The 11,997-nt window shown below is 39.2% G+C and carries 10 protein-coding genes and 2 pseudogenes; 11 read left to right on the top strand and 1 reads right to left on the bottom strand.

What is annotated here, in order from left to right:
• Window positions 1–520: 520 nt before the first annotated feature.
• Window positions 521–1,150 carry a DUF998 domain-containing protein gene (locus tag GK047_RS29060; RefSeq protein ID WP_163954246.1) on the bottom strand — a complete coding sequence of 210 codons (630 nt, stop codon included), beginning with the start codon at window positions 1,148–1,150 and terminating at the stop codon, window positions 521–523.
• Window positions 1,151–1,638: 488 nt separating this feature from the next.
• Between GK047_RS29060 and GK047_RS29055 the strand changes: the two genes are divergently transcribed.
• The 11 genes and pseudogenes from GK047_RS29055 (at window position 1,639) to GK047_RS29005 (ending at window position 11,710) form a co-directional block, all read left to right on the top strand.
• Entirely contained in the window at window positions 1,639–1,971 is a 333-nt protein-coding gene (locus GK047_RS29055) for an HNH endonuclease (protein ID WP_163954244.1), read from the top strand.
• A 78-nt stretch (window positions 1,972–2,049) separates the two neighbouring features.
• Window positions 2,050–2,562 carry a T6SS immunity protein Tdi1 domain-containing protein gene (locus GK047_RS29050; protein ID WP_205517029.1) on the top strand — a complete coding sequence of 171 codons (513 nt, stop codon included), beginning with the start codon at window positions 2,050–2,052 and terminating at the stop codon, window positions 2,560–2,562.
• A 130-nt stretch (window positions 2,563–2,692) separates the two neighbouring features.
• Window positions 2,693–2,821 (top strand): annotated as a pseudogene (locus tag GK047_RS30835) (RHS repeat-associated core domain-containing protein); the annotation flags it as partial.
• A gap of 600 nt (window positions 2,822–3,421) precedes the next feature.
• Window positions 3,422–3,679: pseudogene (locus tag GK047_RS29040) on the top strand (M6 family metalloprotease domain-containing protein); the annotation flags it as partial.
• 54 nt (window positions 3,680–3,733) lie between these two features.
• A complete protein-coding gene (locus tag GK047_RS29035; RefSeq protein WP_163954238.1) occupies window positions 3,734–7,897 on the top strand; it encodes a discoidin domain-containing protein in 4,164 nt (1,387 codons plus the stop codon).
• Between the two features lie 242 nt (window positions 7,898–8,139).
• Window positions 8,140–8,283, top strand: coding sequence for a hypothetical protein (locus GK047_RS29030; RefSeq protein ID WP_163954236.1), 144 nt, complete (start codon window positions 8,140–8,142; stop codon window positions 8,281–8,283).
• A 319-nt stretch (window positions 8,284–8,602) separates the two neighbouring features.
• Window positions 8,603–8,917 (top strand): hypothetical protein, encoded by a 315-nt coding sequence (locus GK047_RS30830; RefSeq protein WP_205517028.1) that lies wholly within the window; start codon window positions 8,603–8,605, stop codon window positions 8,915–8,917.
• Between the two features lie 140 nt (window positions 8,918–9,057).
• Window positions 9,058–9,693 (top strand): HEAT repeat domain-containing protein, encoded by a 636-nt coding sequence (locus tag GK047_RS29020; RefSeq protein WP_163954234.1) that lies wholly within the window; start codon window positions 9,058–9,060, stop codon window positions 9,691–9,693.
• A 257-nt stretch (window positions 9,694–9,950) separates the two neighbouring features.
• On the top strand, window positions 9,951–10,358 hold the full coding sequence (locus tag GK047_RS29015; protein ID WP_163954232.1) for a DUF7674 family protein: 408 nt from the start codon (window positions 9,951–9,953) through the stop codon (window positions 10,356–10,358).
• Between the two features lie 225 nt (window positions 10,359–10,583).
• The gene (locus GK047_RS29010; RefSeq protein ID WP_163954230.1) at window positions 10,584–11,021 is read left to right on the top strand and encodes a hypothetical protein; all 438 of its coding nucleotides are present in this window, start codon (window positions 10,584–10,586) and stop codon (window positions 11,019–11,021) included.
• Window positions 11,022–11,245: 224 nt separating this feature from the next.
• Entirely contained in the window at window positions 11,246–11,710 is a 465-nt protein-coding gene (locus tag GK047_RS29005; RefSeq protein ID WP_163954228.1) for a hypothetical protein, read from the top strand.
• The last annotated feature ends 287 nt before the right edge of the window (window positions 11,711–11,997 follow it).

The following is an 11,997-nucleotide window of genomic DNA, read 5'->3' as shown; positions in this document are numbered from 1 at the left end:
TGTACTTCCCCATTAAGATATTCGCCCTAGGCAAGGTGAATGAATAATTTCGGCGTCAGATTGGGTTTAGATAGTGCGTAGAGAGATTTCTGAGGAATAGCTTGAGTGAAACAATTTCTTCAGATCATTGAGCTAACGGATAGATAGTTGAATGACAGAAAAAAGCAGGCCAAGACTGTATTGTTCCAGTTATGGCCTGCTTTTTGTGATGTTCCCACAAGAATACATTGATTACATGTAAACAATGTACATATCCTTATATATCAAGGGTTTATCACGAGCTCGTTTAGATAACCGCGTAGAATATACGCTAAGGTTGTTAGTGGTCAACAGTGTGCCGGAAATTGGCTCGTTACGTTCGCTAAGGTTGTCAGAAATGTCGAGAATGCATGTCCGCTAATACTAAGCGTATAAAACGGTCAAATTGTTGGCCCTACCCCTTGTCCTGCTTTTAGTTGAAACGATGGGCTTTTTCATCCTGAGGTAATGCGCTGCCTTTCTTGAACCTTGCTAGCAGGTATCACCCTACGGTGAAGGTCCACATCTGCATCGTTAAAGCTGCGATCCGTTCCATTCCACCCATGCCAAGCCCAAGATAGTGGCCCGTGAAGAACAGCCCGGTAGCGACAAGTCCAATAACTCCAATGGCTAGAGAAAATATTCGGATGTTCCGCGCATAACTTGGGACCCGAACAGGCTTAGTTAGAATGAGACCGACATTCCCTAAGACCATGATGAATAACGCGCCTAGTACGTGAAGGTTTTCATTCACGTCGGCAGGTTCCCGCCCTACGATAATCCAACCTATCCCGGCGATCAGAAGCAGAATACGTGCTGTCCATGATCCAAATATACCGTGCCACAAGAAGCCGAGCAAAATCACGCCGATAATAACAGCTACCCCCTCGAGGATAAACGATATGTTCATGTAACCGTGCAAGGGTGAACAAACATAACGCTGATTATCGCCCCAAGCTTGACAATAAATATTTCCGAGGTCGCTAATGTTATTGAATGACCAGTTGTAAGGTATAGTCCAATCCCATTGGACAATGATATGAACTACAAAGAATTGGATGGTGCCAAAGATCCAAGCAATCGCACCTAAGCGAGCGATCCATAAACGCCTATTTTCGTTTCTAGCGAACATGACTCATCTCCTTTTCAACAAATTGACCATTGTGTTCATGACACTGTATAATCTTAACAATTTCGTTCAAGGAGATAATCAACCTTTTGTTCAGAAATGTCCTGGTCTTTGGTCGGGGATCTTCTATCTATTAGAGCTTTACAGAGTCGGTTCGTTCCCTTACTGTATTTTTTCGTTAAAATGTTGTCTGGACCCCTATATGGTTCAACTCGAAGAGGAAGATCGGCCAGACAATGAGCGGAGAATACCAGGCGCATGCTGCAACGATTTATATTTCTTTGTCGCGCGATATTAGCACGATAAGGTGACGACCGTCGCAACACAAGGCCGAGGAATTAGTCACCGTAGAAGAAAATTCAGTAGTTAACACGGTCATTGATGCAGCTAAACTTGCTGAGAGTGAAGCAATACGAGCGGAACAAGCAGAGATTGAAGCGTATTATAAAGATTTAGAAGTTAAGGACGCTGGAAAAGGAATAGATATTGACTTGAAGTACAAGGAAGGTTGGACTGAGACTGAAAGAGCCGAGGCTAACGCGAAAGTAAAAGCATTGACAGAGGCAAATACGATTAAAACGCCTTCGCAACGAGGTGGAACATCTGCATTCGCAAGGTATAAAAAAGCAAACGGAGCGGATGCTGTTCCTCCAGGGAAAGATGTTGATCATTCTATTGATTTGAAACTTGGTGGGGCCGATGATATTTTGAATATGAATCCTTTGGATCGCAGCGTGAATCGTAGTCTTGGGAAGCAAATTCAAAATAAAATTAAAGATTATCCGTATGGTACAATTTTTGATAAATTCAAGATCGGTGATTGAGTGGGTAGGAAAATGTTTGAACACTTTTGTAGTTTTTTTAATACTTCTCATTCGCAGCAATCTGGTGATTTCAATGAGATGATGCTCAATGATCTGCAAAGTAATACAAAAGGGTTTGTTGAATTATTTAGCCTCTACAATGGAGAATCTTTTGGAAAAGGATTGTATAGATTGCATAACATTTCAAAGATTAATGAGTGGAACAAAATCATTATTCATGCATTTCCTGAGTATACTGGAAGAATATCATGTTTTGGCTATGATTGGCTCGGTAGACACTTTGCTCTTGATAGAGAGAGGGTTGTCAATGGACAATCGCAGATTCTAATGTTTGAACCAGGCACAGGAGAAGTTTTGGAAATTCCCTGCAGCTTCGATGATTTTCATAATGATGAAATTCCAAACTATCATGAAGCTTGTTTAGCCTCTGATTTCTATTTGAAATGGAAAAAAAGTAAGGAGTTGATCCTGAAAAATGAGGAATGTGTGGGATACAAGGTTATGTTGTTCCTTGGAGGCCTAGATGAAGTCGAGAATTTGGAAAAAAGTAATATGGGAGTTTATTGGCATATATGTAGCCAGCTGATATAACAGACGAGAGTCATTCCTGAAAAAACCGTGATAAATAAAATTCGAATTGATCAGTAATTCAATTCATTCAACCTTGATCGGCCACGCCTTTCAAGGTTCTTTTTTAGTGTAATGTAGGTGTTGATTTCTACATGATCCGGGTGTGGGACGGTTTTTATCGGAGGATACGTATGAAGGCAAGTACGATAATCCACTGAGTTTGAATCTGTATACGTACGTTCAGAATAATCCGCTTAAATACGTTGATCGAACAGGTCACGCACCAGCGTACTATTCCATGATTAAACCTTAGGATTTCCATCAGTATGGAAAGATACCCCATATATAAGTCAATAGAGGAGCACCACCATAATTGTCTAATGACACAAAACACACCAACATTATCCACTTAGAAAAAGCTTGAGAAATCAAGCTTTTATTTTTTTGCACTTTTTCTTATTGAAGTAACGGAATAGTGGAATAAGCGAATGATAATCTAGCACTTTTTTGAACCAATTTTTAACCATTTGGAGAATTTAAATGGCAAAAGTACCATATAAAATTATGTAAGGAGGAGGGTCATAACATGCAGATTATGAACAAATATTTTTGTGGAACTGCAAGGATGGTATGCTTTTTGACAGAACTCACATGTGATCTTCCTTAATTCCGTTTTATTAGCAATTCATACTAATAATTACATTTAAATTAATAAATAACTTGACATACTGTAGAAATATACCGATATTGTAATAAATAGGGTTTCAGTAGTTCTGTATAGATGTATCTGTCGATTCATTCTATGTATGAATCTGGTGCATTTATCAACAGAATATTCCGCATACCATTGAAAAAGGGGAGTGATCTTCATGAATCTATAGAGGAATATGGTACGCAAAATGATGGGGTGGTTAAAGTAAAATTAGATTACCCTCATCCGGATAATTCGGGAATAGACACTGGAACAGTGATAAGAGATGCACTGGCTAAAGCTGATCCCGAGGTGAATTTTGCTAGTTTTGATACCAATAATGATCAAGTCATCGACTCGAAAGATGGTTTCTACATTGTTACTGTTCTAGCTGGTAATGAAGAGGCTGCTGGTGGTCTAACTCCAAACATTTGGGCACAAGAAAGTCAGATATTGCGTTGTAAGACCTGGCTAAACTACTAAACCGGAGGAGGGAAGAGAGTGAAGAAGAGTCTAATCAAAAAATTTATGAGTATTGTTCTACTGTTGTCCATGGCAGCACAGATTGTTTTGCCTGCTGGGGTTACTGCTGCCTCTAGTGGAGACAATCTTGCGCTTAATAAGCAAGTCTTCTCAGACAGTGAGCAAGGAGGAAATACTGCAAATAAAGCCAATGACGGAAATACCTCTACAAGATGGTGCGCCAATGATGCGCAAATAGGTCATTGGTGGATGGTTGATTTAGGGGAGAATTACAATATAGCAGGTACGAAAGTAAATTGGGAATCAGATAAGGCCTACCAGTATAAAATAGAGGTTTCAAATGACAATAGCACATGGTCGCTGGCAGCAGACAGGAGGAGTAATACTGCTTCTGCTCAAGTAAGTAGTGATGATTTTACAGCAATGGGTCGATATGTACGAATCACCGTTACAGGGCTTACAAATGGTGCCTGGGCCAGTATTTCTGAATTTGAGGTAAGACCAGGAAAAGAAGATAGAAATAATCTTGCGCTTAATAAGCAAGTCTCCTCAGACAGTGAGCAAGGAGGAAATACTGCAAATAAAGCCAATGACGGAAATAAATCTACAAGATGGTGCGCCAATGATCCGCAAACAGGTCATTGGTGGATGGTTGATTTAGGGGAGAATTACAATATAGCAGGTACGAAAGTAATTTGGGAAACAGGTTTTACCTACCAGTATAAAATAGAGGTTTCAAAAGACAAAAGCACATGGTGGCTGGTAGCAGACAGAAGGAGTAATACTGCTCCTGCTATAGTAAATAGTGATGATTTTACAGCAAGGGGTCGATATGTACGAATCACCGTTACAGGGCTTACAAATGGTGTCTGGGCCAGTATTTCTGAATTTGAGGTAAGACCAGGAACTCCCCTAAAACCTGTGAGTGATACAGCAGATAGTGATGCAGATGGTATTAACAACGAATTGGAAACCAATGGCTATATCTCGTCAAATGGTAGAGTTCAAGCTTGGGATGGAAATCCAGTAACAAGTTACTACAGAACAGATTCTTCAAGTTGGAGTACAACAGCAGATCCTTACAGCGATCAAATGAAGGTAACGGGACTTGGGATGGATATGAATGTATCAACTCCAGCCAGGACTGATCCGTGGATTGCTGCCTATCCGCAGATCAAAGTGAGCATGAACAGCTTCGACGTCATTCCACTTGGGACGATTTCAGACAAAAATGGGAACTCAGACAGCAGCACATACACCAATGCCGTAGCCAATAAAGATGAGCAAACGCATAAAGGATCTATCTCAGTGAAGCATGGAGGTCAATTTAAGATCGGAACGAGCGGTCTTGAGAAGACATTCACTTATGAAGTGGCAATGGGATACGAAGGCTCTCGCAACTGGGGTACAACTTCAACCGTTACTAATTCGGCTGCAAAAACTCAAGTATGGGAAACAGCGAAAACAACAGATATTGCACGAGCAGCAAGAGTCAAGCTTAACCTGCAATATACGAATTATGGTTCAGCACCTGCCAAAGACGTGCTTCCGACATTTAATTTAAAACTGGGAAATAAAATTATCTCAACGATTAAGCCAAATGCCAGTACATATACAGCCCCTTTGTTAACTACGACTGGTACTCAAAAGACATTTGGGCCTATCGTTGTGGAGAAAGATAGCAATAGCCAGGATATTGTTTTATCTCTTGATGAACTGAAGGCTATTCAATTGGGAGCTCCTCTGATACTTGAGCCAGTAGCTGTGCAAGCTAGTGCTATCCGCTGGGATTCATCTCAGTCAACATGGAAGCCGATTGGCGACTGGAATGTATACAACCCCCAGATTGAAGGGAAAACAGCAACTGTTATCTTCGAAGCTGCAAATGGAGTTAACAAAGAATATAAACTTGCCGCACATTCTTCCTTCTATAATCCTAATGTAACGATTAGAGATGCGATCATCCATACCGTTGGTGGTGAAGTGCGTGAGGACGGCATTTACATCGGTGGAAAAAAAGTAACCGATCAATGGAGTTATTATTTTAGCAATCTTTCAGATGTTCTCACGCAATTAGATCGATTAACGCAAGAAGGAAAGGGTTTATTGGACGTTGAGCTTGTGGCTGGAACACGGGTAACCATTCATGAGCCTTCGGCAAAACCTGAACCAGTGATTAATTGGGTGCAATACTCTTCTGATTTCAAGCGCATCTATGCAAGTGTAGCACATGGGGATTATCCGATTGGTTCGGTTACTGCGGATGTAATGGTAAACGGAAGTGTTCAACAGATTTCATTGCAACTGGATGAAAGTGGTGCGTTTTATTATAATGCTGCACCACTAGATAGTGCAGCAGCTCTTTCCTACAGTGCAAAGATAACAGTCGTTGATGCCAGGGGTGCTTACCGAGCCACCAAGATGATTGAGTCTGGCTCTAAAGAAGGTTTGAGTTATGTACCCTTACCAAGTCCAGTTACCTTGCTTCCTGACTCTGCGACGAAGAATTTGACAACTGGCCAATATGATGCCTCTCTTCAAAACTATCCTGATGCGGAAGCGTTTGTGCTGCAAGTTGAATCTGACAGATGGAGTGCGAAAGAAGTTAAGGTAAAGACAGGCGACATCGAATCGCAGCTTGGTACAAATGACATCCGCTATCGGACTTGGACATTAAAAATTACAGATAAAAACGGAAGTGTGTACTCGAAAACGGGTACAAAAGATAACCTTAATGTACCTTCTCTACAAGCATGGGGCATCCCTGATAACGCGATCAAAAAAATCGAAGTGTTGGGTGATAATAAGTATTACAATATCGAGGCCTACTCTGATGAAAACTTTGGAGGAAGTGTATGGACCGGCGATTCCTTGGATTGTGACTCCCGAAATTGCAACAACCAGATTTCTTCCCTGAGGTTTACTGCTGTGAATAGCGCTGGAACAGACTGGACAGCTCAAAATATCGATGTTTTTTTTCTAACCGCAGCTCAAGAGAGTATGAACAACCAAGGAACTCGCCTGAACACAAGTGCGACTGGTGTGTGGGAAACTTCTGTTTCTAATCGGGGTATACCAAATGACGCTATCAGCATGATTCGATCCAACTCAGACTTCCCTATGAGTGTCATTTTGTTTGAGAATAGCAATTTCGAAGGAAAGGCACGTACTTGCTTTTTGCCACCGAGAGGGAAAGTATCTCTTAAAGAAATGGGATTTGAGAACCAAATGTCATCTTTCAAAATTACCAATCTTCTGAAGGGGACATCATACTACAGAGGAGGACATAACTCACCTGTTATATCCAAAACAGTTATCGTTCCGAGAAATGGACAATCGTTGCCGATCAGTTGGTATATATCCGATACAAGTGACAGGCGGTTAAACGGGGAAACAACGGATGCACACATTCGTGTTAAACTCTTGGGCTACTATGCCAATGATAAAGGGTATAAATTTACGAAATTTAATCAACTGCGGACGATTGAAGGCCTTGCAAATGTCAACACTCAAATCGGCACCAATGTAAGGACTGCAAAGGCTTACCTAGTGCAGGTTATAAACCGTGGTATCAGTTCTGATGATGTTGCAGTAACCATCAATGGAGTTACCCATCATTTGGGAACTTCAGATCTGAATGCCACAGCCCCTCAAATGTCTCAATTGGAAGGTTTATATTCACCAATGATAAGTGACCTCATGATTGTTCCAGCAGGTTCCGACCCTGCGATCTTGAACGTTCAGACCCAGATTTCCGACTGGAAAAATTCTTATATCGCTGACGGTCAGACAAAAATAATTATTGAAGTTCAGGGATATTTTTCGGATGACTCATCACTTGTGTTCCATCCAGTGTTTCAAAAATGGGAAAATGAACCTTATAAGCGATGGTATCAGAAAATAAACACTGATCCTAATAAACATCCGCAGGCATATCTGATCCAAGCTAGTTATCGTCACCCAGATCGTACCAATGTGGACATAGCATATAAAATCGGGTGGATATTCATGAAAATTAATGACATGCCAGCTGAAGCAAAAGCATCTGGTTTTGGAGGAAGCGTCTATTCTTCTAGTTTGTTTGGCTATGATAATGATGCTTATACCGAGAACGATGACTTTCTTCTACTGGAAAATCCAACGATTAATAGTACTACAACCGTATATGGATTTTTCTATTAAGCAGACTTAGAAGTAGATACCACGTATGATTTTTGGTAATCGACAAAAATTCCAAATGCAAAAAAACGAATCAAACTAAAAATTAAATATGTGTTTTAGATGCTTCATGATTTTACATGAAGTAAGTAAAATGAATCCCCATCCTGTTACGGGGCTGTTGACAAAGTTTTTAATCATAGGGTTTCCAAGGGATCGTGTAGAACTTAGTTCTATGCGGTTTTCTTTTTGGGGAGGGACTTTACATGATGGGAGTAGATGGGGATAAACAACCTCAACTTCAGTTTTTCAATTTAGAGGAATATGTACCGAAAGACCATTTGCTTCGAATCATTCGGCAGCAACTGTATGTTTTAATGTGGAAAATGAAGCAAATATGGTTGCATTAAAATGATCACTGTTAATTCCAGGAAGCGTTATGCAACATAGTTGCTTCATTGGGTGGATATGCAACCAATTTTGGTTCCGCAATGCAACAGGTTTTGGTTCAACGTACACAAATATTAGCAGACAATTGTCGGTTGACAAGAACATTATCCGATTGCCGACAAGCAGTAGACTGACCTGTAACTTGCTAAGCTAACGGGCAGCATTCCTATTTTGAAGAAATACGGAGTTTGAGATATAAAAAGACTCCTTGGTATGATGTTTATGGGTCCCAGATGCTGGCCAGCGTCGGATCCAAAAACAAACAAAGGAGACTACAACATGCAATCTACTCAAAATGAACGGATTAATCAAATCACTTCTTCAACCTTAATTGTCGGTGTAGACATCGCCAAATTTAAACATGTGGCTCGTGCGCAAGACTACCGAGGAGTCGAGTTCGGGAAGCCAATTGCGTTTGAAAATAATCGAGAAGGTTTTGAATACTTTGTTAGTTGGTTCAAAGGACTTGGGGCTGAGCAAGGCTTCCAGGACGTCATCGTCGGTTTGTTACATGGAATATGTACCGATTACCGATTCAGTGAAAGAAATTGGGGAAATGCAAGAAACATTTTGTTTTATAAAAGACGGGAGTAAAGGTGTTCGTTTCATGAAATTATCAATAAAAGGAAATTTTACGAATTTCACGAATACATACATAGCAAAATATTTTGTGAATTTTACAAAAAGGCGTTATATGAAATTACCGTAAATCGCTAAAGTGGGAGAGCTACTCAGTGAAGCAAATCTATAAAAAAATACAAGATGAAGTTGAATCTTTTTACGAATGGTCTAATTCTCAAGTTAAGGAATACGAATGGGATTCAATGTATCCGAACTGGACTAGAGCATATACTTATTCAGTTGAATTATTTAATAATGAAGATTTTAATACGTGGAACGATGAAATTATTAACAATGTATTGTATCTAATTGCTCGTGACAATGAATGTGAAGAGATTTCAAGTAACTTGGTAAACTATCCGGAGTTATTACTTTTTCTAGCTAAGAAAGGGCTTCACTATAACGAGTCGGATACAAGATGGCAGTTAGCTCACTACCTAGGAGAGATCGAGTCAGCATCTAATGATGTAGAACTGTTATTAACAGAATATTATCGAGATAGTAATGAATATGTAATGAGAAGGTCATTACTAGCTCTTGGAAATATAAAGTCGAAATATGCAGAACAATTTGCAATTATTTCTTGGAACACTGGTATGGAATATCAGAAGATAGCTGCATTACAAGTATTAAATAAAATTAATTCGGTTGAATTAATACGTTTTCTTGAACTCGGAGAGAATGACAAATCAGAGCATGTAAAAAGCAATGTAAAGAATATAAGGGACTCTCGTGGGTTAAACCTATGAATCCAGTAACTTCATCTAACACCGTATTCACGTTGCGGTCGGCTACGCCGACCTTGGTCTGCCCGAGGCATTTCGGAGTAGTGGAGTCAGGCAGACAACCCTGCACTGGCTAAGTCCGTCGGACCCGGGGCTGGCGCCCCTTAAGCCAGTGAGGGTTCGTGAATACAACAACGTTATATGAAAGACTAGCATATATTCGTTGAACAAATTCAAACCCATATTTAAAGTTCCTTAATAAACCATGAGGGTGAACGTTTATGAGTGCCTGGAGAAGAAAAGGATTAGAATTATTCTATGATATTAAATTTAGTTTCGTAGGTGGTGATGACACAGTATATTCATTAATATTTGAACTGAGAGACAGGGTGGTTACATCCCATTTGAAGAATGATAATGAAGAGCTAAATAAGATCTATAATTACGCTGAATGGTGTTTTAATCAATATCGAAGAAGCCACTATTTACATAATGCCATCTGTGTTGGATTTTATGAACATTTAGTTGAGAATGATATAACCCGGGGAGCAATACCTTACAGAGTTAAACCATATATTTTTGAGAGCGTTAAAACGTTATTTGAATGGATGTTACGAAAGAAAGTCGGAGTCTATAAAGAATTAGTTGAAGATTATAACAGAATTAACAAGACCAACTTTGAAATTTAATTCGAAGAAGGCTAGTCCTTCATATAACACCGTAATCACGCGGCGGGCCTAACTACCATTGGTCTGCCCGAGGATTTTCAAGGAAGTATAATTCAGGCAGACAACCCTGCACCACCTAACCGTATCACGGCCGGACCTAACGGTCCTTAAGGTGGTGAGGGTTCGTGAATACAAGAACGTTATAGGAAATAGCTGAAAAGCAGAAAAAATAAAGGAATGAATTGTATGATTCGTCAATTCTCAAGAAGCCTTAAACTTCAAAACATTTTAAAAACTATTAAGTCAGATCCTTTTCGATACTCTGATGAGGAAATAATTACTCATGTAGATAAATACTTGCCAAGTTACAACTGTGAAGGAGCTGCTCGTGGTTATTTCTCGATTATTTCACATATTTGCTATTACAGATCTGATCTCGAAAAACAGTTAATGAAACTAGCTGTAAAACCTTTATATTACTTAGGAATCTCTGATCCAGATAGTCAAATTAAATGGGTTCAATCCTATGTCAAAGAGAGAAAAATATTTGGAAAAAACTATAAATACTATACTACTAGACAAGGAAGAAAATGGATAATTAACGAATTGAAATTTAAGCATGAATTAATCGAGAATATTATTAAAGCGATAGATTTTGAAGATAGTGTTGAAGATAGTTTGTGAGTATTTCAAGTAGCAGTTACTTCCTATAACACTTTATTCACGCCTTACGGACCTTGGTCTGCCGAGGCAAATTCTGAGAAGTCGATTCAGATAGTCACGCCGCCTTCGAATTTAACCACGTCGCGGCCGGTAGCAAGTCACCTTACGGTTCTCGGGTTTGTGAATACAATAACGTTAGATGAAGTTAATGCAAATTTTTAATATCTCAATAACTCGGAGGAGATATGGGGCTAATACATGATTTTATATTGCTAACTCGTGATGAAATAGATAGAGGTATCAATTATTATGATTTTTCAAGGCAAGTAAATCATGAAAGGGTAGTTCATTTAAGTGATGATATTATTGGATATATTCAGGACACATTAAATTGGGTTACAACATTTAATCCATCAATTAATAAATATCAATTTGGACTAAATTATTTTGGAGTTAGTTATATTGATAAGCAGGGAGTTGGCCCTTTTTCGAATATTTTAAAAGCATGGTTATTACTATTTACACAAGCGCCCGACTTAATGAAATTGACTGGAAATTTTACATACTCCGAAGACGAAGATGAATCTAAAGGTCATTATGAAAAACTCTATCTTAGAAAACATGAATTAATAGTAGAATTTAATAGATTAATAGAATTTTGCGATTGTATTGAGAAAGACAATTACGCAATTATTTATTTAGGGATCTAGTCAGTCAGTTCAATTGATCATACAACCATGTGAAATCACCCGGCGCTGACACGCATTAACCTCGTTCGTTCTTCTGGTGGTGGTGGACTGGACTGGTGATGTCCAATGACACAAAAGTGCCTACATAATCCAAATAAAAAAAACTTGAGAAATGGTAATATGGTAATATCCCCTTTAAGTAGACACTCAAAAAAAACCTTATGGTACCATAAGGAAATGAGTACAACTTGGAGGGGATTTTTCTATGGCTAAAAAAGGACAAACATTTAATCAGTACACGGAGGAAT

This window comes from Paenibacillus sp. SYP-B3998 (assembly GCF_010820665.1).
In the GTDB taxonomy this organism is placed as follows: Bacteria; Bacillota; Bacilli; order Paenibacillales; family NBRC-103111; genus Paenibacillus_E.
This window is presented reverse-complemented; position numbering and strand designations above follow the sequence as displayed.

Coding starts and splice junctions, on each gene's coding strand:
- GK047_RS29060 (WP_163954246.1), bottom strand. CDS start 1,150: ATGTTCGCTAGAAACGAAAATAGGCGTTTATGGATCGCTCGCTTAGGT.
- GK047_RS29050 (WP_205517029.1), top strand. CDS start 2,050: ATGATGCTCAATGATCTGCAAAGTAATACAAAAGGGTTTGTTGAATTA.
- GK047_RS29030 (WP_163954236.1), top strand. CDS start 8,140: ATGATGGGAGTAGATGGGGATAAACAACCTCAACTTCAGTTTTTCAAT.
- GK047_RS30830 (WP_205517028.1), top strand. CDS start 8,603: ATGCAATCTACTCAAAATGAACGGATTAATCAAATCACTTCTTCAACC.
- GK047_RS29015 (WP_163954232.1), top strand. CDS start 9,951: ATGAGTGCCTGGAGAAGAAAAGGATTAGAATTATTCTATGATATTAAA.
- GK047_RS29010 (WP_163954230.1), top strand. CDS start 10,584: ATGATTCGTCAATTCTCAAGAAGCCTTAAACTTCAAAACATTTTAAAA.
- GK047_RS29005 (WP_163954228.1), top strand. CDS start 11,246: ATGGGGCTAATACATGATTTTATATTGCTAACTCGTGATGAAATAGAT.